The organism is Phycicoccus sp. Soil802, from assembly GCF_001429605.1.
In the GTDB taxonomy this organism is placed as follows: domain Bacteria; phylum Actinomycetota; class Actinomycetes; order Actinomycetales; family Dermatophilaceae; genus Pedococcus.
Window position 1 is genome coordinate 542,057 of record NZ_LMSS01000005.1, and the last position, 23,053, is coordinate 565,109.

Consider the following 23,053-nt stretch of genomic DNA (forward strand, 5'->3'; position numbering starts at 1 on the left):
GCGCTCGGGGCCCGATTGCCACCCGGAGGTCCGACCATGCCTGAACGACCCGGCAGCCGACTCGCCCAGCGGCCCCTGCACTTCTTCATCCTCGCGGACTGCTCGGGGTCGATGGCCAGCGACGGGAAGATGCGGGCGCTCAACGCCGCGATCCGCGAGGCGCTCCCACACCTGAGCGAGGTGGCCGACGGCAACCCCCACGCCGACCTGCTGGTGCGGTGCATCGCGTTCGGCACCGGGGCCCGGTGGCACGTCGAGACCCCGACGCCGGTGGACGAGCTGGTCTGGGACGACCTGGGCAGCGGCGGCTACACCGACCTCAGTGCCGGCCTCGACCTGCTGAGGTCGGTCCTGACCGTGCCCCCGATGGAGACCCGCGCCCTGCCACCGGCCATCGTGCTGATCTCCGACGGCATGCCCACGGACGAGTACACCGAGTCGCTGGAGCGGCTCGAGGCCGAGCCGTGGGGCTCCCGCAGTGTCCGGATCGCCGTGGGGATCGGGCGAGATGCCGACCACGCGATGCTGGTGCGGTTCATGGGCGATCCCGATGCGGAGCCGATCCGCGCCAACAACCCCGAGGACCTGGTCGCGGCGATCCGCTGGGCGTCGACCCACGTCTCACGCGTCGCGTCGGCGCTCGCCCCGGCGGCCCCCGAGCCGGTGTTCAGCAGGGCTCCCCACGCCGCCGATGCCGATGCGTCCGAGGTGGTCTGGTGAGCCGAGGGGCGACAGTGTGGGTGGCCGAGGGCGCGAGCCGTCGCGGCTCCTCCCACGAGCGCACGGGCGCCCCCAACCAGGACGCGTATGCCGTGCGGCGCGTCGGCGCGTCGGTCGTCGCCGCCATCGCCGACGGACACGGAGGTCGTCGATACGTGCGCAGCCAGGTCGGGTCGGCCCTGGCCGTGCGGCTGGCCATCGAGCTCGGCGCGGAGCTCCTGTCCGCGCGACGTCCCGACGCAGCAGCGGCGGCACGCGCCCTACCCGCCCGGTTGGTGCCCGCGTGGCGGGCGGCAGTGGATGAGCACTACGGCCGGCACCCGCTGACCGCCGACGAGGAGGAGAAGGCGGGGGCAGAGACCCGCGACCCGGCGATCCTGTACGGCGCGACGCTCATCGTGGCCCTGGCTGCCGACGACGTGGTCGCGGTCGCCCAGATCGGCGACGGGAGTGCCTTGGGGGCAGGTCCACAGCGCCTCGAACACCTGGTGCCCGGTGATGACCGACTGGTCGCCAACGAGACGACCAGCCTCTGCCTTCCCACCGCGCTGGCTGACTTCCGTTGGGGCTCAGCACATTTCGACAGCGGGTCAGCGATCCTGCTGTCCACCGACGGGTACGGCAACTCGTTCGCCAGCGAGGGCTGGGAGGCCGAGGTGATGTCCGACCTGGTCGGCGAGCTGGACTCGCACGGCTTCGACGAGGTCGCAGGGTCGCTCGAGAGCTGGGCTGCCGACTCTGCGTCCGTCGGCGGCGACGACGTCACCCTGGTCCTGCTCTCACGAGCTCCGGTCGACGCCCGCGGGCGCAAGCCCGGCTGGCTCGCCCTGGGAGGGCTCGGCATCCTGGCCGTGGCTGCGGCGACCGTCGTGGGACTGGGCAGCCGGGGTGACACCCCGACGCCGCGTGAGACGCCGGTCCTCGCCACCACCTCGACCCCGACTCCCGCCACGAGCGGAACCGCCACGTCGGGTGCGAGCTCCCCGCCCCGCGCCACGCGATCCGACGCCCCGGCCCAGCCGGTCGACACCCCCGGAACGAGCACCGCGCCGACCACCCTTCCGCCGACCACCACCTCGGCCGCGAGCACCCCTTCACAGATGCCGGCCAAGAGCTCGTCGGCCTCGGTGAGCGACGCACCCACGGGCACTGGGTCATGAGCACCCTCGTCGTCACCACCCCGGCGGGCCGCACCGTCCACGAGCCCGGGACGAGCGTGTCCATCGGCCGAGACCACGACTGCACCATCCGCCTCGACTCACCGGTGGTCTCGCGCCACCACGGGACCTTCGAGTCCGTCGGTGACGCCTGGACGTTCCGCGACGAGTCCAGCTCGCTCGGGAGCTGGGTCGAGGGGCAGCGGGTGCGCGCGTACCCACTGTCGACCGCCGACGTGATCGTGCTGGGCCAGGGCGAGAAGGCCGTGCCCATCCGTGTCGAGACCCAGACCCTGGCGCAGCGACCCGGCGGACCCCTGGTGGCCGACCCAGCTCTGGACGCCGAGACCCTGACCACCGGCGACGAGCTGCTGCTCGAGTGCGCCGGCCAGTCCTGCCGGCTGGCGGCTGGACAGACGGCGGTCGTGGGTCGGGCAGACGACGCGACGATCGTCTCGCACAACCCGCGGGTCTCCCGCCACCACCTCGAGGTGCGCCACACCGGCACCGAGTGGGAGGTGGCGGACACCGGGAGCACCGGAGGCGTGTTCGCGCAGGGAAGGCGGGTCACCCGCATCGCCGTCAGCGGCACGGTCGAGGTCATGCTCGGCGACCCGGACGTCGGGGAGCGGCTCGTCGTGTCGAGCCAGTCACCACCAGCCCGGGCCCGGCGCGGCGACCTGCTCACCCGGCTCGGGGCGTTGGTCCCGGGTCAGCGCAGGACCGTCGCGGCAGTCGTGGCCGGGGCGTTGGTGGTGGTCGGTGTCAGTGGCTGGGCGCTCGCACGCGCGGTCTCCGGGCCGTCCGAGCCGGATCTGGACCGGCTGGCGCAGGCCACCGTCCGGGTCGTCACCCAGAGTGGGTCCGGGTCGGGAACCGTGGTGGACGCAGCGCGCGGACTCATCCTCACCAATGCCCACGTGGCGGCGCCGGATGCTCCCGGACAGGGCGTCGTGCAGGGCGTGCTGGGTCAGGCACTCACCCCGTCGCCCACGTCGATCACCATCGCCGTCTCCAGCGGCCGGGACCAACCAGCCACGGAGCGCTATCGCGCCGAGGTGGCCGCCGCCGACGGCTACCTCGACCTCGCCGTCCTGCGAATCACCGTCGACGACAAGGGCAGCGCCCTCCCCGAGGGCGCCCTCGACGACCTCGTCGACGTGGAGCTCGCCCGGTCGGCGGACGTCCGATCGGCAGATCCGGTCTGGGTGGTCGGGTTCCCGGGCCTGGCGCAGTCGGACGCCGCGACCTTCACGCGCGGGGTGGTCTCCGGCACGGTCCACGACCCGAGGCTCAAGGACGCCGTCTCGCTCTTCAACAGTGACGCCCGGCTCAACCCCGGGAACTCCGGAGGACTCGCGGCAGACGCGGACGGGCGGATCATCGCCGTGCCGACCCTCAACAAGCACACCCGCGATGACAGCCTGCTCGCGGGCCTGGTGCCGGTCGACCTGGCTCGGCCCCTGATCGACGCGGCAGCCAGGGGTCGGGCGTACACCAGCCCCTGGGTCGTCGGCGAGACCGAGGGCGCGGTCACCAGGCTGAGCCTCGGTCGCCCGGGGAGCTCGCCGGGGGTGACGGCGGGATGCGCCGAGTCCGGTGCGCGCAGCACCAGTCGGCGGATCGGTGTCCTCGTGACGTACCAGGGCCTCGCCGACCTTCCCCACCAGGACTGGTTGGTGACGGTCAGCCGGAAGTCGGACCCGCTCCAGCGGCTGGGGCGGGTGTCGTCCGCGAGGCAGTGGCCGCTGAAGCTCCCCACTGAGGGGTGCTTCACTGCCACGATCGACATCGGCGAGCCACTCAGCCCCGGCACCTACGTCATCGAGGTGGGGCTGGGTGGCAACCACACGCGGATCGCCACCCTGACCTACACGCTGTCATGACGGATCGGTCGCGCCTCCTGCTGCTCGGGCCGGTGGACCTCCGCGTCGGGGACACCTCCCTCGTCCTCGGCGCCCCTCGCCACCGCGCGCTGCTGGCGCTGCTCGGTCTCGCAGCCGGACGGGTCAAGCCCGTGACCGCGATCGTGGACGACCTCTGGGGCGACGACCCACCGTCGACCGTGGTCAACGTGGTGCAGGTGTATGTCGCGAGCCTCCGCAAGGTGCTCGCACCTGCGGGACTCACGGCGTCCCTCGTGACCCAGTCGCCCGGGTACCGCCTGATGCTCCCGCCGGGCACCGTGGACGTCGAGCTCTTCGACCAGGAGCGTCGGGCCGGAGCGCGACGCGAGGCCCGCGGCGACCACCACGGTGCCGCCGCGGCATACCGCACCGCCCTCGACGAGTGGCGCGGCACCGCGCTGGCAGACCTCGACTTCGCGCCGTTCGTCGCGGTGGAGCGACGCCAGCTCGAGGAGGCCAGACTGGCGGCCGTCGTGGGGTGGTTGCGGTGCCTGGCGGCACTCGGGGTCCACGACGAGGCGATGCCGGCCGTCGAGCGGGAGCTGGCCGCCAACCCGCTCCACGAGGAGCTGTGGGGACTGCGTGCCACCATGCTCTACCAGGCCGGCCGACAGTCGGACGCCCTGACCACGCTGCGGCGAGCGCGGCGCCTGTTGTCCCGTGAGCTGGGGGTCGACCCCGGCCCGGGCCTGCTCGAGGTCGAGCGGCGGGTCCTGGCCCAGGACCCCTCCCTCACGCGGGTCGCAAAGCGGCCCCTCTCGGGATCGGCCGTGACCCACGTCGCGACCAGCGCCTCAGGGGGCTTCGCGGTGGTGCTTCCCGACGGTAGGCGCCTCGTGCTCGGCAGACGCGGAGCGGTCGTCGGGAGACACCCCGACTGCGAGATCGTCCTGGACCACCGCGACGTCAGCCGGACCCACGCCAGGATCGCGGCCACGAGTCGCGGCCACAGCGTCGAGGACCTCGGGTCGACGAACGGGACCGCGGTCAACGGTGAACCCGTCGTCCCCGGGCCCGAGGGCCGGCCCCTCTCGCACGGGGACCGCATCGAGATCGGTCCGCTGATCGTGCGCTACGAGGCCGGGCCCGCTGCGACCTCCTGGTCCGGGTGACCCGGGAGACCGGCCTGCACCGCCTGGGCGTCCGGCGACATCGACTCCGACGACCGCGCCGGCTCGACGTGGTCTGCCGGGTCCACGAGCCTGGTCACCTGCACCAGCTCGGCGCGGCCCGCCGCCACCAGGAAGCCACGACCCTGCACCATCGGCACGACGGTGGCGGGAAGCCTGACCTCCGCCGCCATCGCCGCCTCCGGCGTGGGCGCCAGGAGCAGCGCCACCCGCAGGCTGGCGAGGTACCGAGCCCACCCGTCGAAGAGCCGGGCCCAGTCGGCGGTCCGCGCCCCGACCACGGAGCGGAGCTCGGTGCCACGGGCATCTCGGAGGAGCCGGTCGAGCCGCTCGCCGGCGGACACGGAGGCTCCGATCGCCTCGGCGTCGTCGATCACCAGGACGACGGGGGCCGTGCTCGACTCGACCGCGGTGAGGAGGTCGTCGAGCTCCTCGGGGCCCTGGGCCACCGCGAGCTGGCGGGGCAGGGAAGCCCACCCACCGGCGGAACCCCGGCGGCGGGTGACGACCGCGAGGACGCGGCGCGGGTCCTCGACCAGCAGCCGGCCTGCGACGGTCTGGAGGGCGGTGGTGCGGCCGGTCAGCGACTCGCCCAGCACGACCAGGTGCGGTCCGTGGCGCGGCCCGAGCCAGACCGGAGAGGCATCGTCGCCGCCCACGCCGATCGGCACCTGGCCCGGGGGCCAGGTGTCGCGTCCGCTGGTGGCCTCCTCGCGGTGGTCGGAGGGGAGCCGGACGAGGAGGCGGGGTCGACCCTCCCCGTCGCCCCCACGCGACCGCGGCACACTCACCTGGTTGACGACCTGGACCTCGTGGCCGCCCCGGACCAGCGCCCGCCCGGGGAGGTCCTCGGGCATCTCAGCGGGGCTGAGACGCACGTCGACCATGGCGTAGTCGACGGCCTCCGGCTGCCGCAGCAGGATCTTGGTCTGGAAGTGCGAGGCCAGGGTCAGGCGCAGGTCGCTGACCTGGCCGCACGTCATCACCACATGCACCCCGAGGCTGCGCCCCTGGGACACGAGGCTGAGCAGCTGGTCGTTGAGCCGGTCCTGGAGGATCGGCTGGCTGGCCTCACGGAAGGTCGGGTAGTCGTCGACGACGAGCACCACCCGGGCATCCACCGACGGGTCGAAGCCGTGCTCCCTGCGTTGCTCGACGACGCGCGCGACGCGGTCGACCAGGCCGGCCAGCAGCTCCAGCTCGTGGACCCCTGCGTAGCCGCCGGTGTGAGGAAGGTCCGCCACCTCCCGCAGGCTTCCGCGCCCGTCGATGACGTAGAGGTGGAGGAGCCTCGGAGGCCGGGCCGTCACGAGCTCAGCGACGATGCGTCGGACGGTCGTGGTGCGCCCCGAACGGAACACCCCGCTCACCAGCACGTTGGTGAGGGCGACGTCGAGGTCGAAGGGGCGTTGTCGCGCGGACTCCGGTTCGTCGACCAGCCCGAGCCGCACGGGGAGCCGGTCGTCCCCGTCCGACAGCGCAGCCCCGGCGCCGGCCAGGGCCGGGTCGTCAACGGCAAGGTCGTCGGTCAGGGGTGCGATCCAGAGCGAGGACGGGGCCGTCGCGCCAAGGGCAGCGTGCGCGGCCGCCGCCTCCGACACCAGTCGGTCGAGCTCGGTGCGCACCGGCCTCCCGACCCGGGTGTCCGGACGCCAGGTGGCTGGCGGCGGCTCCCCGAACGGCGTCACCCGCACGTCCACCGGTCCTGAGGTGGCGCTCCCGATCGTGACTCGCGCGGTCTGGAAGGCGACCAGGCTGCGCTCGGCCCCGCGCCGGAGGTAGGCCCGTCCGGGCGCGTCGTTGGGGATCTGGGCGGCGTCGCGCGAACCCAGGACCTCCATCGACTCCGCGTCGTTGACCACGCGCAGGCAGAGCCAGATGTTCGTGTTCGCGCGGATGGCTGGGGTGATCACCCCGCCCGGGGACTGGGTGGCCAGCAACAGGTGGATCCCGAGACTTCTCCCTTGCGCCGCAATGGCATCCAGCCTCGGCTTCACCCGCGGTTGTTCGGTGACCAGCAGGGCGAACTCGTCGATGACCACGAGCAGGGTGGGCATCGGCGGCGCCGCCGCCAGTCGCTCGTAGGCCACGAGATCGGGCACTCCGTGCTCCGCCAGCACCCGCTTGCGGCGAGCGATCTCGGCATCCAGTGACGTGAAGGCGCGCTCGGACAGTCGCTCGGAACCATCGAGGTCCGTCACGTAGCCCACGACGTGGGGAAGCTGCTCGAAGGACGCGAAGGTGGCCCCACCCTTGAAGTCGATGAGGAACAGCACCAGTCGCTCGGGTGGGTGCTGCGCGACCAGCGAACCGATGAAGGACAGCAGGAGCTCGCTCTTGCCCGAACCGGTCGTGCCCGCGATGATCCCGTGCGGGCCGTCCCGTCGGAGGTCGACCGAGACCGGCCGTCCCTGGTCGTCCGCGCCGAAGCTGCTCTCGACGCGGGGTCCGGCGTCGAGCCAACGGTCGCCCACCGTCACCGCGTCGGAGAGCCCGGAGAGCTCGAGAACGCCCCGGGGGCCTGCCGAACCCCCGTCCAGAGACCTCGGGTCTCGCAGCCGCCCGAGGTCCACCGCGACGCGGCCGGCAGCCTCCGGAGCGACGACGGACGGGGAGAAGGGACCGATCGGACCGTCTTCCCACAGGCCGTCGGCCACCACCTGACCGGAGGCGGACACGGTGCACACCACCTGGCACTCCGGCGGCAGGGACCGGGCGTCGTCGTCCAGCACCACCACGAGACCGTCGGCCGAGGTGACCGCCCGGATGGCGTCGATCACCGCGGGGTGCGCCGAGCTGCCCTGCCCGACCACGAGCAGCACCCGCGCGTCTCCGCCTCCGCGCCCGGGGGCAGCCAGCCGCAACGCGGCCTCTAGATCACCCGGGTCCACGGCCCCGGTCGCCAGGAGTCGCGTCGCCGCCCGGGACACGTGGGGCAGCCACCGCACCCACCTCCAGTCCGGACCGGCACCCACGAGGACGATCCTCAGCACCGAGGGCGCGTGGAGGACGGCCGCCTCGAGCACGGCGGAGCTGACCATGCCGGTCACGGCCGGCCTGGGTCCGGCGACCCCGACGACTCCCGCGGGCGGTGTGACGATCGGGACGTCCGGGGTCGTGCGGTGGTGGTCGCGGCACGCGGCCAGCTCGTCGGCATAGCGTCCGCTCGCCGGGTGACGGGCCCCCGAGCCGGTGACCTTGGCGGCGCGGGCGCGCGCTCCGGTGCCCAGACGCAGTCGGAGGAAGTCCTTGTCACCGGGGCGCCGCTCCCAGAGGCGGGGACCCTGCGCCGCCACCCACTCCGCCAGCTCAACCCGGTCGGGGCTGAGCGCCCGGAGGGTCTCGGCCTGCCTCCGTCCGATCTCCTCGAGCCGTTCGTCGAGGCGGCCGAGCTCGGTGTGGAAGGTCTTGACGCCGTGCTTGCGCCGCGACTGGTCGCCGAGGATGCCGAACCCGATGGTCGCCAGCCCGGCCACGGCCGCCACCCCGGCGAAGAGCATGGCGGCCGGGTAGCGGATCGCCACCACTCCGGCCGCCAGGACCGCGACCAGTCCCGCCGCGACCTGCCAGCCCACGCCACGCCCGGAGAGCTCGGTGCCCTCGGGCAGGTCGGGTGCTGCGACCTCGACCACCGGCATCGGCGTCGTCGACCTCGGCGGGGTGTTCACGGTGGTCTCGGCCGGGTCGGCGAAGGCTCGGTCACCCGCTGCCGCGCGGGGGGCGAGGGCCTCGTCGAACGCCGCGAGGGTCATCAGGTCACCTCGCCGGATCGGCACCGATGCCCAGGCGTCGTCGTTGCGGAGGAGCGCCCCGTCCTCATCTCGGTACAGGCTCCAGGCCGTGCGGGGGCCTGCGGTGAGGTCGAGGTAGCGCGCCAGGGACGAAGCCACGTCACCCACCGAGGCATGCTCCGGAGTGCCGAGGGTGACCGCCTGGACGGACGCCCCGGTCTCCGAGCGGACCTGGAGCTCGGGGGCGGGGGCGGCCCCACGCCGCGCCGAGACCACGGAGATGACCGTGCGCGACCGTCCGAGCGTGATGGTGTCACCCGGCAACAGCGCCCTGGCGCCGTGGACGCGCTGGCCGTTCACCTTGGTGCCGTTGAAGGAGTCGAGGTCGGCCAGCACGAGGCCGTCCGCCGTGGAGGTCACGGTCGCGTGCCGGCGCGAGACGCTGGAGTCGTCGAGGAAGAGGTCGCTGGTCCGCTCCCTGCCCAGGAGTACCTCACCCCCAACCGGGAGTCGCGCCACCTCGACGCCCTGGTGGGTGGCCACCAGCACTGCGCCGTCGGAGCTGGGCAGCGCTGCCCGGACCTCGAGGACGACCGCGGTCGACTCACCGAAGGACACCTGCCCACCGGGGCGCACCAAGGTCGGCGCACTCACCGTGCGGGCCTCGACCAGCGTCCCGGTCCGCGAACCGGTGTCGACGACCAGCACACCCCCGTCGCGAGGCTCGAGCAGGGCGTGCCGCCGCGACACCGAAGGGTCCGTCAGCCGGAGCTCGGCCTCCTGCCCTCGCCCCACCACGACGCGCGCGACGACGGTCCGGACGAGTCCCGCATCCGGACCGGACACGAATCGGAGCAGCATCCGACCGCTCATCGCCACCTTTCGCAGTGTCGGTCGACGGAGCGTCGCATCGACGGAGCCGGTCGACGCCGAGGCCTGTCCCTGAAGGCAATCTCCAATCGACCGGGTGCGGAGCCGTCGGCGGGATGAGGGCCTGCTCCCCCTTTTGCCCGATTCCCTCCCGTCGCTGCTGTGCTCGACTTCGCACAGGCCTTCCAGCCGACGCACCGGGTGGAAGAACCGGAGGAGTCGCACATGAGGCCGATGGCTGAGCGGGTGCCTTGCGCCATGGCAGCGGACCGATGACATGAGCGAGTCAGAGCAGGGGCTCGCTCGCGCGCTGCGTGGCGTCCTGGCTGACCACGGCCGACGGGTGAGCGAGCATCCAGAGCGCGTCCGCGCCCTGCTCTCGGACGCGCTGGGCGCCCGCTCGAGGGAGTGGCGCGCCGACATCGACGCCCTGGTGATGGCAGCCGAGGAGCGGGTCCCGGCCAGCCTCACGGCCGCGGTCACCGACACCGGCACCGGCACGGGCACGGATGGTGACGATGAGGCCCTCGTGCGCGCGCTGACCCACCGCGGTCTGGCGGTCGAGACGGCCCGCGCCGCGATCGACCTGTGGCGGTCGGCCCTGACCCTGCCCCCGGCGAGCCCGACGCGGACGGCGAGCCGGCCCGGCACGGCGAGTCGGCCGGGGACGGCGAGTCGGCCCGGGACGGCGAGTCGGCCCGGGAATGCGATGCCGGTCCTCGCCGAACCGGCGGCACCCACCGAGATCCCGCTGGGCGATGGTGCGCCGGCCCCCGGACCCGTTCGAGTGACGAGCGGCGCAGCCCCGGGCGCGGCCCCGGGCGCGGCCACAGGCGCGGCCACCGGCGCGGCGCCCCTGCCGGCTCCCTCCCCCGCCGTCGGGTCGTCCGCACCGAAGGTCGTCACCATGGGCCGAGGTCGGGCCGCGGGCCTCGGCGGGGCTGCCCTGGTCGCGGCGGTGGTGGCCGGCGGGATCGGCGCCCGCCAGCTGGACCCCGCGCCGCAGGCCGCCCTGGTCGCGGCGACACCCACGGTGAGCACGTCGACGGTCACCAGCACGTCGGTGGAGACCGTCACCGTGACCGCGCCGCCCAAGGTGGTGCGGTCCACGGTCGTGATCAACGCGGCGAAGCTGCGCGCGGTCAACCTGAGCGGGACCACGCGCACCTACGTGACCTTCGCCGGTTCGGGCGGGTGCACACCCAAGCCGCCGAAGGCGGGGATCGCCTACCGGGCCTGCTCCACGTGGGACTACGTCGCGGCGAAGGGCACCGTCAAGACCTGGAAGGTCACCTCCGCGAAGGTCATCTCCGGCACCGGCACCGCCTCCGCCGAGGGGAAGCGCGTCAACTACTACTACACCCGCAACGGCCCCTACACGGCGACGGTCCGCTACACGATCGAGGGTGGCGGCTACCTCAGCACCGGGTTCTACACCTTCAAGGTGCAGTGCAACCCGAGCTTCCCGTGCAAGCAGCGGTTCCCGTCGTGACGCAGCCCTGCGCTGGCGTCGGCCCGTGCCTTCAGCGCCTCTTCAGCGCCTCCCGGTTTCCTCGTTCCATCCACCCCCCGACGCACCGTCGGGACTGACACAAGGAGCACACCATGGCCATCGCCGGCGATCTCGAGCAGCTCATGACCCTTCAGCAGGTCTTCACCCGCAACAGCCAGTCGGTCGAGGAGCTCAGCTCCTCCATCCGGTCGCAGCTGCAGAACACCCGGTGGGAGGGCCCTGCCGCCGACCGGTTCCGCTCCGCGTGGAACACCGAGTTCGAGACGGCCCTGCGCCGCCTCGGCGAGGCCCTGTCCGACTGCTCGGCTGAGGTGAGCCGCCGCCGCGAGGCGCTCGCCCAGGCCGGTAGCTGACCTGACTGTCATGTCCCTCACCGGGATCGCCGAGGACCCCGTCGCGCTGCGTGGCACTGCCGCGCAGCTGCGGCGCGAGGCCGACGTCATCGTCTCCGCCGCGCGGTCGACCTCCCACCGGGCCGCCGGCATGGCGTACGCCGGGCCCGCCGCGGACCTCTTCCGCACCGGGATCACGGCTTCCGGAGCGGTCTCCGAGCAGCTCGGGGCTCGACTGATGGAGCTGGCCCAGTGGCTCGAGACCTGCGCGGTGCAGGCCGAGGCGGAGATCGCCGCCCGGCGCGCGGCAGGTCTGCCGTGACCACCACCGAGAGCAGGTCGACCCCCCCGACCACGTGGTCGGGGGTCGACGTGTTGCACCTCACCGACGGCGGGGAGGCCGTTGTCACGCTGTGGACCATCCCCATCCCGGCCTCGGCGCCGGTCACCTCCGAGACCCTCCTGGAGGTCGCCGCGATCCATGCAGCCGCCCTCGAGGAGGCCGGCGACTGGCAGCCCCACGACCTCTCCGAGCAGCCCGACGGTGTCGGCGGCACGTACTTCACCCGCGAGCTCACCTCGACGGGGGACGGCTCGTCCGCAGCCATGGGCGCGTACTTCCCCAGCCAGGGTGGCATCGCCGTCGCCACCGCCGTGGACCCGGGCGGCGACGACCTCGCAGCCCTCTTCGCCGAGCTGGTGGGCGCCAACCGGCCCCGGTTCCTCCTCACCGCTGAGGACGTCCTGGCCCTGGCCGAGGCGACTGGACTCGCGGCTCCGCCGGTCAGCCCCACGGCATACCCCCCGGACGCTCCCGAGGAGGTGCGGCAGGCGGCCCACCTCGCCGCCCGCGGATCGCTGCTCGCCCGCGGGCTGCTCGTCGCGGACGGCGACCGGCTGGCGCCCGTCGCCGACCTCCGCGCCGCCCTCGCCCTCCTGCTGGACGGCGACCGGCTGCTCCTGGTGTCGCAGCTGGGCACCGAGGGCGTCCACTCGACCGCGCTGCTGGGTGGACGGGGAGGCGCCGTGGCGACGCTGCGCCCGGGCGCGCCGGGTCTGCTCGAGCTGTCCACCGACGGCGCGAGCCGGACGGCGTCGAGGTATGCCGCGTGGCTGACGCCGCGCGACGGTGCCGACAGCAAGGGGCTGGCGCCCTGCACCGTGAGCCTGGCCGACCTCCGGACCTGTGTCGGCAGCGAGACGGGGGCCGCACCGCTCCGTGGCGCCCGGTCGATGGTCTCCGTCCGCGGTCTGCGTCGCCGCGGCGACGACGCCGCGACCTACGAGGCCAACTGGGTCGAGGACGCCACCGGTCGGCTGTGGTCGATCTCCGCCACGGACGACCTCGAGAAGGCCGACCTGGCGCCGGCCGATCCCGACGCGATCGGCCAGAGCCTGGCCAGGGCGCTCGACTTCAGCGCCCCTTAAGGGCGACCGGGTTTCCTGACAACACCATCGAAGGAGGAGACCATGAACGACTGGATCTGGTTGGACCCACAGGAGCTCGCGAGCGCGGGCGTGCTGCTTCGCGACGTCTCCCAGGAGCTGATCGACAGCACCCACCGCACTCGAGCCGCCTGCTGTGTCCCGGGGCTGGGTCGTCACGCCGGACCGCTGATGGGCGAGGCCGAGACGGTGGTGCGCCAGGTCGAGACCGTCACGGAGGTCTACCTCCGACTGGCGATCGACGTCCTGCAGCGCGCCATCGCCGCGGTCCAGGACGCCCAGATGCCATCGGCCGTGGGGAGCGTCGGCTCGGTGTCCTCGGCGATCATCGGCGGGTCGACCGTCGGCGGGTTCGTCCTCGGCGAGGCGTCGCCGGTGTCGACCGCCGTCATCGGCGGGTCGACCGTCGGCGGGTTCGTCCTCGGCGAAGCCTCCTCCGTGTCCACCGCGATCATCGGCGGGTCGACCGTGGGTGGGTTCGTCCTCGGCGAGGCCTCCCCGGTCTCGACCGCCGTCATCGGCGGCACGACGGTCGGAGGCTTTGTCATCGACAGCCCCTCTTCCACGGGGCTGTCAGTCGTCGGCGGCACGACATACGGCAGCTACTTCCACGGCGGGGGCAGCTGGAGCGATGGTGTGATGGCGCTGACTCAGGTCGTGGCGGACCGGCAGGAGAAGGCGAGGGCCACCATCGCGCGGCTGCAGGCCTCCGGCGGTGGCGGGGTGCCGAGCGGCGACCTGGGCACCCAGATGCTGACCAAGATGAACAACGACGCCATGCTCAAGAACATCAGGGAGAACGAGATCAAGATGGCGGCGAGCTCGCCGATCGCCGGCCTGACCCAAGCCCATGCCGCCGACCAGATCGACCACCTCGGCCGAGAGGCGAGGATCCTGGACCAGCAGGCGTGGGAGAAGAAGAAGTACGGGTACTGAGCCTCAGGCGTGGCCGTCGAACAGGCTGGTCACCGAGCCGTCCTCGAAGACCTCCTGGATCGCCCGGCTGATCAGCGGCGCGATCGAGAGCACGGTCAGCTTGTCGAACTCGTGGGCCTCGTCGATCGGCAGCGTGTTGGTGACGATGACCTCGGAGGCGCTGCAGTTCTTGAGCCGGTCGATCGCCGGGCCGGAGAGGATCGCGTGGGTCGCGGCGATGACCACGCCAGCGGCGCCGTCGGCCATCAGGGCGTCGGCGGCCTTGGTGATGGTGCCGCCGGTGTCGATCATGTCGTCGACCAGGACACAGACGCGGCCCTTGACCTCACCGACGACGCGGTTGGCGACGGTCTCGTTGGGGCGGTTGATGTCACGGGTCTTGTGGATGAAGGCCAGCGGCGCTCCCCCGAGCCGCTGCGACCACTGCTCGGCGACCTTGATCCGGCCGGCGTCGGGCGAGACGACCGCGAGCTTCTCGTGTCCGTACTTCTCGGCGACGTGGTCCGCGAGGATCGGCAGCGCCATGAGGTGGTCGACCGGGCCGTCGAAGAAGCCCTGGATCTGGGCCGTGTGCAGGTCCACCGCCATCAGCCGGTTCGCGCCGGCCGTCTTGAACAGGTCGGCCATCAGCCGGGCCGAGATCGGCTCCCGACCGCGGTGCTTCTTGTCCTGCCGGGCATAGCCGTAGAAGGGCAGCACGACCGTGATCCGCTTGGCGCTGGCCCGCTTGAGCGCGTCGATCATGATGAGCTGCTCCATGATCGCCTCGTTGATGGGCGTCGTGTGGCTCTGGATGACGAACGCGTCGGACCCGCGCACCGACTCCTCGTAGCGCACGTAGATCTCGCCGTTGGCGAAGTCGTAGGCACTGGTCGGGACCAGCCCGGTGCCGAGCATGCTCGCCACCTCTTCGGCGAGCTCGGGGTTGGCTCGCCCGGTGAAGACCATCAGGTTCTTCTCGGTGGTCTTGGTGATGCCGGTCACGCCTGGGCCTGCCCTTCGCTGGAGTCTTCGGTATGCCGCGGGCTCGCCTCGGCGGCGTCGTCGCCCTGGGGTTCGGCGTCGTTCGCGAGCGCGGCGGCTGCCGCCTCGGCGGTCTTCGTGCCGGCCCGGGCCCGGGCGACCCAGCCGTCGATGTTGCGCTGGCGGCCCCGGGCCACCGCGATCTGCCCGGGGTCGACGTCACCGGTGAGCGCGGACCCGGCGCCGACGTAGGCGCCGTCGGCGATGGTCACGGGCGCGATGAGGACGGTGTCGGAGCCGACGAAGCTGTGCCGGCCCACGGTGGTGTGGTGCTTCGCCACCCCGTCGTAGTTGGCGAAGATGGTGCCCGCCCCGATGTTGGCGCCTTCCCCGATCGTGGCGTCACCGGCATACGTGAGGTGCGGGACCTTGGCCCCGGCGCCGATCTTGGCGTTCTTCGTCTCGACGAACCCGCCGATCTTGCCCTTCGGCCCGAGCTCGGTGCCCGGTCGCAGGTAGGAGAACGGGCCGACGGTGGCCCCCTCGCCGATGACGGCCAGGAGGGCCTCGGTCCGCTTGACCTCGGCGGCCTCCCCGACCTCGGTGTCGGTGAGCGTGGTGTCGGGGCCGATGGTGGCGCGCGCCCCGATCGTGGTCGCACCCAGCAGCTGCGTGCCGGGGAGGATCGTCGCGTCGCGACCGATGGTGACGTCGCTGTCGATCCAGGTCGTGGCGGGGTCGATGATCGTCACGCCCTCGCGCATCCAGCGTTCGGTGGTGCGACGGTTGAGCTCCTTGCCGAGTCGGGCGAGCTGGACCCGGTCGTTGACGCCCTCGGTCTGCCAGAGGTCGCCGATCAGGTGGGCACTGACCCGGCCGCCGGCCTTGCGTGCGATGGCGAGGACGTCAGTGAGGTACTTCTCGCCCTGGACGTTGTCCGTCCCCACCTGGCCGAGCGCCTCGACGAGGACGGCCGCGTCGAACGCGTAGATCCCGGAGTTGATCTCGGTGATGGCGCGTTGCTCGTCGGTCGCGTCCTTCTGCTCGACGATCCCCTCGACGCCGTCGTCGGCGCCGCGCAGGATCCGTCCGTAGCCGGTCGGGTCGTCGAGGTGGGCGGTGATGACCGTGACCGCGCTCTGGGTCGCGACATGCTCCTCGACCAGGGACTGGAGGGTGTCGCCGGCCAGCAGCGGCACGTCACCGTAGGTCACGAGGACGGTGCCCTCGAGCCCGGCGGGCAGCGCGGCGAGGGCGCACTCCGTGGCCCGGCCGGTGCCCTTGACGTCGTCCTGGTCCGCGATCACGGCACCGGGGTCGACCTCGGCGACGTGTGCCGCCACCAGGTCGCGCTCGTGGCGGACCACCACCGCGAGGTGCTCGGGGTTGACCGCGCGTGCTGCGGCGATCGCGTGCCCGACGAGGGTCCGGCCCCCGATCCGGTGCAGGACCTTGGGGGTCGAGGACTTCATCCGGGTGCCCTCACCGGCGGCGAGGACGATGACTGCGGCGAGGCGGTGCGATCCGGTGGGGCTGTTCACGCGCGAGGCTCCAGCGATCTGGTCGGGTGCGACGGGACGGGCGTCATGCTACCCGCCGGTCGGACCCCGCTCGTCCAACGGTCAACCACCCCGCGTCGTGACAAATCACCACGACACGCACTCCGGCTCATACCGAGGGTGGAGCCACCGGTCGCCCTTCGACGCGATCCGGTCCGCACTCCCGCTCGTGAGACTGGAGTTCCGTCTCAGGGAGCGTTGGAAGGGGAATCATGAGGACACTCACCATCAACCGGTGGGCCTTGCCGGCTGCGGGCGCCGCGATGGTCGCCGCGGCGGCGATCGCCATCAGCATGGGCCCGGCGCAGGCCGCCGACACCATGCTCGTCCATGTCAAGCAGGCCAGCATCGCCGACCACGCAGGTGACTGCCCCGATGGCATCATCGGCGCCCACTTCGTCATCAACCAGATCGCCTCGGGCCCCGCCTCGATCGAGGTCCAGCTCAACGACGGCAGCTCGCAGACCGTGGACAAGTGGAAGCAGAGCGGCCCGGTCGCCCACTACAACGCCTACTTCACCGGCACGACGGTGAAGGACGCCACCGCCTACGTCCCCAACACCTGGACCGGCCAGTTCAACCTCTCCAACTACATCTGCGGACCCAGCACGTCCACGACGTCGAGCTCCTCGAGCTCGAGCTCGTCCTCACAGCCGACGAGCTGACCCGACCACCTGCCCGTCCGGCAGGTCAGCACCCCCAGAACGAAGGGCCCGACCACCACCTCGTCCACGTCGAGGTCAGGAGGTCGGGCCCTTCCGCGTCCCCGGGGGACCCGGGACGCGGCTGGTGTGTGGGTCAGGAGGCGACGGTCGGCGCCTGGCCCGGGTAGGTGGGGCCGGCGGGCCGGGCCGCCTGGGCGGTGGCCACACTCTCGGACGGCATGAGGATCCAGAGGACCGGGTAGATGAGGATCTGGCTGCCGGGGATCACCATCAGCAGCAGCACGAACAGGATCCGCGCGGGCCACGGCGCGATGCCGAACCGGCGACCGAGGCCGGATGCAACGCCACCGAGGACGCGCTCGTCACGCGGTCGGACCAGGCCCTGCTGGGCGAAGCTCGAGTGGATGTCGTTCATGGGTGGAGCACTTCCTTCGGTTGGCGCCAGGGGCTCTCCCTGACACCTCAAGAGTGCTCGCAGGCGGGCGGCCCAGCCATCGGGTGCGGCCCTGACCCGACCCCGGTTTGTCCGACCGGCGGCTCAGGGTGGACTCGGTGCGCACTCAGGGTCGGGCCAGCTCGGCGGAAGGGCACAAACCTGCAGGTCACCCTTGGTTTGGGACCGTGCGACGAAGGCGCCGACCATGACGTATCTTGTCCCTAATTTTGAGAGAGAGCGGAAGCACGTGTCGGAAGTGTCAGTCACCGGATCCAGAGGCGCCCTGCTCGGGGGGCGGTACCGCCTCATGGACGAGATCGGGCGAGGCTCGGTGGGGACCGTCTTCCGGGCGAGGGACGAGTTCCTGGGCCGGGACGTCGCGGTCAAGCTCATCGAGCCGAAGCTGCTCGACGCGGCGGACCTGCGCCGCGACGAGGACGAGGTGAAGCTCCTCGCCCGCCTCAACCACCACTGCCTCGTCACCCTCTTCGACGCCGGCTCGGACCTGTCGGACCCGCAGCATCCGCGGATCTACCTCGTCATGGAGCTCGTCGACGGGCCCGACCTCCGCGACCGGCTGGCCCGCGGACCCCTGCCGGCCGTCGACGTCGCGCAGCTCGGTCGCGACATGGCCAAGGCCCTCGCCTACGTCCACGACCACGGCGTCATCCACCGCGACGTGAAGCCGGCCAACGTCATGGTCTTCGACTACGGCAAGACCGCTACCCGGCTCCGCGCGAAGCTCACGGACTTCGGTATCGCTGTCCTGGTCGAGTCTCCCCTCACCGACGGCAACGGCGCCTTCGTCGGGACTGCCGCGTACGTCAGTCCCGAACAGGCCAAGGGCGAGCCCCTCGGGCCACCCAGCGACGTCTACTCCCTCGGCCTGGTGTTGCTCGAGTGCCTCACCGGTGTACGGGCCTTCCCGGGGGACCCGCTGCCCAGCGCCCTCGCCCGGCTGCTCCAGCGTCCCGAGATCCCGGTCGACCTCGACGCACAGTGGACCTGGCTGCTGAGGGCGATGACGGCGACCGACCCGGACGCGCGGCCGTCCGCGCGCGATGCAGCCCTGGCCCTCGGTGAGCTCGCCATCGCCGAGTACGGTCGGCTCGCGGACACTCGACCGGCCTCGCTCACCGACGAGGTGGCGAGGATGGAGGCCGTTCGACGCTTCCAGATCCTCGACACGCCCGAGGACGGGGCCTTCGACCGGATCACGGCGCTGGCTGCCCGACTCTTCTCCGTGCCCATCGCCATCGTCAGCGTCGTGGACGAGGACCGCATCTGGTTCAAGTCGCACCATGGCCTGGACGTCAACCAGATCGACAGGGAACCGGGACTGTGCGCCTCGGCTGTCCGGCAACCCGAACCGTGGATCATCGAGGACGCTCGCCTCGACCCACGGACGCTGTCCAACCCCCTGGTGGCAGGGGAGCTCGGGCTGCAGTTCTATGCCGGCATCCCGCTGCGGACCCGCGACGGGTACAACCTGGGCACGCTGTGCATCATCGACCGCGCCCCACGGACGCTGTCGGCTGCAGAGGTCCTGACGCTCGAGGACCTCGCCGCCATCGTCATGCACGACCTCGAGCAACGACTGCAGAACCTGCAGTCCGCCTGACCACGTTGGCGCATCGCCACCTGCCACGGCGGGGTCCGAAACCACGACGTCCGTCGCACAAGATGTGCAAGGTGAAGAACGATCCGCCGGAAAGGATCAACCCGGATGGGCAGATCATCCTGGATGGGCAGCCTGCTCAGGTGAGGTCGACGCTCCTCGACGGTTCGATGTGAACGCGCCGGGGATCTCCGGCGGGTTCACATCGAACCAGGGGTGACCTGGCTCCCCGGGTAGGAATCGAACCTACGTCGCTAATCCTGATTCAAAGTCAGGCGGGCCTTGCCAGCAGACCAACCGGGGAATGCCCCCAACGGGGACCCGCCAAGGGTAGCCAAGCACGCGGCATACCTCGGCACCGCCGCAGTCGGCCGGTGACCTGAGGCGCCCGACAACCGGGCGCGCGGTCACGATGACAACCTACGAATCCGTAGGTTACGGTTTCGTAAGTTGACGATGCCTCCAGGCGACCACGAAGGAAGGTTCCCCGGCGATGACCACCGCGACCCCCTCCGCACAGTCCGCTCCCGCGACACCGCCCCCTGCGACCCAGACCGTCGAACCGGAGCTGAAGCGCGGCGGTGAGCAGGTCGCCCTGGCGCTCTTCATCGGCATCCCGTTCCTCGCCCTGCTCGCGGCCGTCCCGGTGGCCTGGGGGTGGGGCCTGGGCTGGCACGACGTCGTCATCTTCGTCGTGATGTACGCGATCGCCGGCCACGGCATCACCGTCGGCTACCACCGCCACTTCACGCACGGGTCGTTCAAGGCCAACCGCGGCCTCAAGATCGCGCTGGCCGTCGCCGGCTCGATGGCCATCCAGGGACCGGTCGTGCGCTGGGTGGCCGACCACCGTCGCCACCACGCCTTCTCCGACCGCGACGGCGACCCGCACAGCCCGTGGCGCTACGGCGAGACCATCCCGGCGCTCGCCAAGGGGCTCTGGTGGGCGCACACCGGGTGGCTGTTCGACATCGAGCAGACGCCCAGGAGCAAGTACGCCCCCGACCTCGTCGCCGACCCCGACCTGCAGAAGGTCGACCGCGCCTTCCCGCTCATCGTCGCCGGCTCGATGCTGCTCCCCGCGGTCGTCGGTGGACTCTGGTCGATGAGCTGGCAGGGCGCCCTGACCGCCTTCTTCTGGGCCTCGCTCGTGCGCGTCTCGCTGCTGCACCACGTGACCTGGTCGATCAACTCGATCTGCCACACCATCGGCGAGCGGCCGTTCAAGAGCCGCGACAGGTCGGGCAACGTCTGGTGGCTGGCCTTCCTGTCGATGGGCGAGTCGTGGCACAACCTGCACCACGCCGACCCGACCTGCGCCCGGCACGGCGTCGAGAAGGGCCAGATCGACTCGACGGCTCGGGTCATCTGGGCGTTCGAGAAGCTCGGCTGGGCGACCGATGTGCGCTGGCCGGTGGCCAAGCGGATCCACGCCCGCCGGGTCGCCGCTGCCTGAGGCAGCCTGGGGCGCCCTCAGGGAGCCTGCGTCAGCAGGCGACGGAACGCCCCGACCTCCGGCGCCTGCCAGTCGACGTGGTCGTTGCGCCAGCCCTCGAGATCGCGAAACTCGTTGGCCTGGTTGGCCATCGCGTGACCGATCACCTTGTCGTCGGAGATCGCGAACCGGCGCTGCAGGTGCTCGACGAGGGCGACCCCGGCGGCCGCCTGCGCCCGGCGGGCCAGCACCTGCTGGGTGGCCCAGCGAGGGTCGTGCCCGCGCGACGACTGGACGAACTCGATGCCGATCGCGACGTGGTTGAGCCCCACGGTGTGGCGGCAGACCAGGGTCGGCGGCACCAGCTCGTGGATCGTGCCGTCCTGGTCGACGACGAAGTGCGCGCAGGTCCCCGGCTCCTCGCCCCGGTTGGGCAGGTCCGCCTCGAACAGCGACCGCACGGAGGAGTAGGTGTCACTCTCGCTGTAGTGCAGCACGATCATCGTGGGCCGCAGCCGCGAGGTGCGCGTCCCGTAGTGACGTGCTGCGTATGCCGCGGTCTCGGCCTTGCGCGGCGCACCGAACGTCAGGTGGTCGGCCACGATGCGAGGCGCGGCCGGGACGTCGAGGGCTGGCGCAGTCGTCGTCGCGCTCGGTGCCGGACTCACGGGCGAGGCGCCCGCGCCCGTGGGTGCCGCTGACGACGGCGCGCCAGCGCGGACGCCGGACACCCAGCCGCGCGTCGCGGACCCGGCCCGCCCGAGCAGCCCCTGGTCGAGGGCCACCCCGAGCACCAGCAAGGCGACCACGACGGCAGTCGCCATCGCCACCCGTCGTGCTCCCCCGGCATACCCGGCTCCGCCCTTCACGACCACCACGCTACGCAGGAGGCATGATGGACCGCGTGACCGACGCCCGCGAGAAGTCCCCGACCCCGAGCTCCCGCTCTCGCATGACGGGCAAGCAACGGCGCGAGCAGCTCATCGAGGTCGGTCGGAAACTGTTCGCGGACAAGGGTTTCGAGGGCACGACGGTCGAGGAGATCGCGGCCAAGGCGAGTGTCTCGAAGCCGGTCGTCTACGAGCACTTCGGTGGCAAGGAAGGCCTCTATGCCGTCGTCGTCGACCGGGAGATCGCTGCGCTGCTCGGGGGGATCACCGGCGCCCTCAGCGCCGAGCTCAACAGCCGGGAGACCCTCGAACGGGCCGCGGGCGCCCTGCTCGACTACATCGAGAGCAACACCGACGGCTTCCGGATCCTCGTGCGCGACAGCCCGGCCGGGCAGTCGACCGGGTCGTTCGCGAGCCTCATCTCCGACGTCGCGAGCCAGGTCGAGCACATCCTCGCGGCGGAGTTCAAGCGTCGCCGGCTCGACCCGAAGACCGCTCCGCTCTACGCGCAGATGCTCGTCGGGATGGTGGCGCTGACCGGCCAGTGGTGGCTGGACTCGCGCAAGATGAAGAAGGCCGACGTAGCGGCCCACCTGGTCAACCTGGCCTGGAACGGCCTCGCCGGCCTCGAGAAGAAGCCCGGCCTCATCAGCGCGGACTGACCGCCGTCAGCGCGGACTGACCGCCGCCGTCGCGGAGTGACCGCCGCCGGCGCGGACTACCCTGACGGCATGCGCTCGTTCCTGGTCACCGACGCGGTTCGCGACTACTCCGCAGCGCACAGCTCGTGGCGGCCCGACCCCGTGGTGCGTGAGCTGCAGGAACGCACCCGCGCGCTCGGCGGCCCGGCCGGCATGCAGATCGGCGACGACCAGGGCCAGCTCCTGACCATGCTCACGCACCTGGTCGGCGCCCGCACCGCGGTCGAGGTCGGCACCTTCACCGGCTACTCGAGCCTCTGCATCGCCCGCGGGCTGGCCGACGGTGGCACCCTCGTGTGCTGCGACATCAGCGAGGAGTGGACCTCGATCGGCGTCGAGGCCTGGCAGGCGGCCGGAGTCGCCGATCGCATCGACCTGCGCATCGCCCCGGCGCTGGACACCCTGCGGTCGCTGCCGACCGCACCCGCGATCGACCTCGTGTTCATCGACGCCGACAAGGGCGGGTACGCCGACTACTGGTCCGAGCTGGTCCCGCGGGTGCGGCCGGGCGGACTGCTCCTGGCCGACAACGTGTTGTGGAGTGGCGAGATCGCCGACGACGAGAAGTCGGGTGAGAACCTCGAGGCGCTGCGGGCGTTCAACGACCTGGTCGCGGCGGACGAGCGGGTCGAGGTGGTCGTGCTGACCGCCTTCGACGGACTGACCATCGCCCGCAAGCTCTGAGCTCGCGCGGGCCGTCAGGACTCGACGCAGAACTCGTTGCCCTCGGGGTCGGCCATCACCACGAGGTCGTCGCCAGCGCGGAGGACCGACGCACCCAGGCCGACCAGGCGCTCGACCTCGTCCTGGACCGATCCCATGGCGCGGAGGTCGAAGTGCTGCCGGTTCTTCGCGGTCTTGCCTTCCGGGACCCGCTGGAACCACAGGTTCGGTCCGCCCCATCCCGCCGGCTCCACCCAGGCCCGCTCGTCAGTGCTGTCCTCGTCGACGTTGGACCCGAGCGCTGCGGCCCAGAACCCCGCGAGCAGCAGCGCGCTCGAGCAGTCGAAGGTCACCGACTTCACGAAGGAGGGCATGGTCAGA

At 72.0% G+C, this 23,053-nt stretch carries 20 protein-coding genes and 1 tRNA gene; 14 read left to right on the forward strand and 7 right to left on the reverse strand.

All coding sequences use genetic code 11. From position 1 onward, the window contains the following. Positions 1 to 36: 36 nt before the first annotated feature. From ASG91_RS20905 to ASG91_RS13615, 4 genes are read left to right on the forward strand one after another with little or no spacing between them, the layout of a single operon-like run. Positions 37 to 720: a hypothetical protein gene (locus ASG91_RS20905; RefSeq protein ID WP_056923133.1), complete on the forward strand. Its 684-nt coding sequence runs from the start codon at positions 37 to 39 to the stop codon at positions 718 to 720. Then, entirely contained in the window at positions 717 to 1,880 is a 1,164-nt protein-coding gene (locus ASG91_RS13605; protein WP_162257542.1) for a PP2C family serine/threonine-protein phosphatase, read from the forward strand. The genes ASG91_RS20905 and ASG91_RS13605 overlap by 4 nt, the downstream gene beginning before the upstream one ends. Next, a complete protein-coding gene (locus ASG91_RS13610) occupies positions 1,877 to 3,763 on the forward strand; it encodes an FHA domain-containing protein (RefSeq protein WP_056923135.1) in 1,887 nt (628 codons plus the stop codon). Before ASG91_RS13605 ends, ASG91_RS13610 begins: the two co-directional genes overlap by 4 nt. Beyond that, positions 3,760 to 4,896 carry a BTAD domain-containing putative transcriptional regulator gene (locus ASG91_RS13615; RefSeq protein WP_056923136.1) on the forward strand — a complete coding sequence of 379 codons (1,137 nt, stop codon included), beginning with the start codon at positions 3,760 to 3,762 and terminating at the stop codon, positions 4,894 to 4,896. The genes ASG91_RS13610 and ASG91_RS13615 overlap by 4 nt, the downstream gene beginning before the upstream one ends. On the opposite strand, the gene ASG91_RS13620 is transcribed toward ASG91_RS13615, so the two are convergent. Further along, positions 4,857 to 9,506 carry an FtsK/SpoIIIE domain-containing protein gene (locus ASG91_RS13620; RefSeq protein ID WP_162257543.1) on the reverse strand — a complete coding sequence of 1,550 codons (4,650 nt, stop codon included), beginning with the start codon at positions 9,504 to 9,506 and terminating at the stop codon, positions 4,857 to 4,859. The genes ASG91_RS13615 and ASG91_RS13620 overlap by 40 nt on opposite strands. A 286-nt stretch (positions 9,507 to 9,792) precedes the next feature. Between ASG91_RS13620 and ASG91_RS20910 the strand changes: the two genes are divergently transcribed. From ASG91_RS20910 to ASG91_RS13645, 5 genes are all read left to right on the forward strand, one after another. After that, positions 9,793 to 11,007, forward strand: coding sequence for a hypothetical protein (locus ASG91_RS20910; protein ID WP_056923138.1), 1,215 nt, complete (start codon positions 9,793 to 9,795; stop codon positions 11,005 to 11,007). Between the two features lie 113 nt (positions 11,008 to 11,120). Next, complete coding sequence (locus ASG91_RS13630) at positions 11,121 to 11,381, forward strand: WXG100 family type VII secretion target (protein WP_056923139.1); 261 nt, start codon at positions 11,121 to 11,123, stop codon at positions 11,379 to 11,381. Between the two features lie 10 nt (positions 11,382 to 11,391). After that, positions 11,392 to 11,682 (forward strand): hypothetical protein, encoded by a 291-nt coding sequence (locus tag ASG91_RS13635; protein WP_056923140.1) that lies wholly within the window; start codon positions 11,392 to 11,394, stop codon positions 11,680 to 11,682. Next, on the forward strand, positions 11,679 to 12,788 hold the full coding sequence (locus tag ASG91_RS13640; protein ID WP_056923141.1) for a hypothetical protein: 1,110 nt from the start codon (positions 11,679 to 11,681) through the stop codon (positions 12,786 to 12,788). Before ASG91_RS13635 ends, ASG91_RS13640 begins: the two co-directional genes overlap by 4 nt. 42 nt (positions 12,789 to 12,830) lie before the next feature. Then, entirely contained in the window at positions 12,831 to 13,742 is a 912-nt protein-coding gene (locus ASG91_RS13645; RefSeq protein ID WP_056923142.1) for a hypothetical protein, read from the forward strand. A 3-nt stretch (positions 13,743 to 13,745) separates the two neighbouring features. Here the strand turns inward: ASG91_RS13645 and ASG91_RS13650 are convergent, their stop codons facing one another. Both ASG91_RS13650 and glmU read right to left on the reverse strand, forming a co-directional pair. Continuing rightward, complete coding sequence (locus ASG91_RS13650) at positions 13,746 to 14,726, reverse strand: ribose-phosphate diphosphokinase (RefSeq protein ID WP_056923143.1); 981 nt, start codon at positions 14,724 to 14,726, stop codon at positions 13,746 to 13,748. Next, positions 14,723 to 16,177, reverse strand: a complete 1,455-nt coding sequence (gene glmU / locus ASG91_RS13655) for a bifunctional UDP-N-acetylglucosamine diphosphorylase/glucosamine-1-phosphate N-acetyltransferase GlmU (protein ID WP_056923276.1) — start codon at positions 16,175 to 16,177, stop codon at positions 14,723 to 14,725. The genes ASG91_RS13650 and glmU overlap by 4 nt, the downstream gene beginning before the upstream one ends. Before the next feature lie 299 nt (positions 16,178 to 16,476). On the opposite strand from glmU, the gene ASG91_RS13660 reads away from it, so the two are divergent. Then, positions 16,477 to 16,929, forward strand: coding sequence for a hypothetical protein (locus tag ASG91_RS13660; protein WP_056923144.1), 453 nt, complete (start codon positions 16,477 to 16,479; stop codon positions 16,927 to 16,929). Positions 16,930 to 17,062: 133 nt separating this feature from the next. Here ASG91_RS13660 and ASG91_RS13665 read toward each other — a convergent pair whose 3' ends face one another. Further along, positions 17,063 to 17,344, reverse strand: coding sequence for a PspC domain-containing protein (locus ASG91_RS13665; RefSeq protein WP_056923145.1), 282 nt, complete (start codon positions 17,342 to 17,344; stop codon positions 17,063 to 17,065). Positions 17,345 to 17,612: 268 nt separating this feature from the next. Between ASG91_RS13665 and ASG91_RS13670 the strand changes: the two genes are divergently transcribed. Further along, a complete protein-coding gene (locus ASG91_RS13670; protein ID WP_235543354.1) occupies positions 17,613 to 18,986 on the forward strand; it encodes a GAF domain-containing serine/threonine-protein kinase in 1,374 nt (457 codons plus the stop codon). 219 nt (positions 18,987 to 19,205) lie between these two features. Here ASG91_RS13670 and ASG91_RS13675 read toward each other — a convergent pair. Further along, positions 19,206 to 19,287 (reverse strand) — tRNA-Gln (locus ASG91_RS13675). Between the two features lie 189 nt (positions 19,288 to 19,476). On the opposite strand from ASG91_RS13675, the gene ASG91_RS13680 reads away from it, so the two are divergent. Continuing rightward, a complete protein-coding gene (locus ASG91_RS13680; RefSeq protein ID WP_056923147.1) occupies positions 19,477 to 20,439 on the forward strand; it encodes a fatty acid desaturase in 963 nt (320 codons plus the stop codon). 17 nt (positions 20,440 to 20,456) lie between these two features. On the opposite strand, the gene ASG91_RS13685 is transcribed toward ASG91_RS13680, so the two are convergent. Then, the gene (locus ASG91_RS13685; protein ID WP_157606355.1) at positions 20,457 to 21,287 is read right to left on the reverse strand and encodes a peptidoglycan recognition family protein; all 831 of its coding nucleotides are present in this window, start codon (positions 21,285 to 21,287) and stop codon (positions 20,457 to 20,459) included. A gap of 83 nt (positions 21,288 to 21,370) precedes the next feature. Between ASG91_RS13685 and ASG91_RS13690 the strand changes: the two genes are divergently transcribed. Further along, on the forward strand, positions 21,371 to 21,970 hold the full coding sequence (locus tag ASG91_RS13690; RefSeq protein WP_200961326.1) for a TetR/AcrR family transcriptional regulator: 600 nt from the start codon (positions 21,371 to 21,373) through the stop codon (positions 21,968 to 21,970). Between the two features lie 69 nt (positions 21,971 to 22,039). After that, positions 22,040 to 22,693: an O-methyltransferase gene (locus ASG91_RS13695; RefSeq protein ID WP_056923277.1), complete on the forward strand. Its 654-nt coding sequence runs from the start codon at positions 22,040 to 22,042 to the stop codon at positions 22,691 to 22,693. A gap of 14 nt (positions 22,694 to 22,707) precedes the next feature. On the opposite strand, the gene ASG91_RS13700 is transcribed toward ASG91_RS13695, so the two are convergent. Next, on the reverse strand, positions 22,708 to 23,046 hold the full coding sequence (locus ASG91_RS13700; RefSeq protein ID WP_056923150.1) for a VOC family protein: 339 nt from the start codon (positions 23,044 to 23,046) through the stop codon (positions 22,708 to 22,710). Between the last annotated feature and the right edge of the window lie 7 nt (positions 23,047 to 23,053).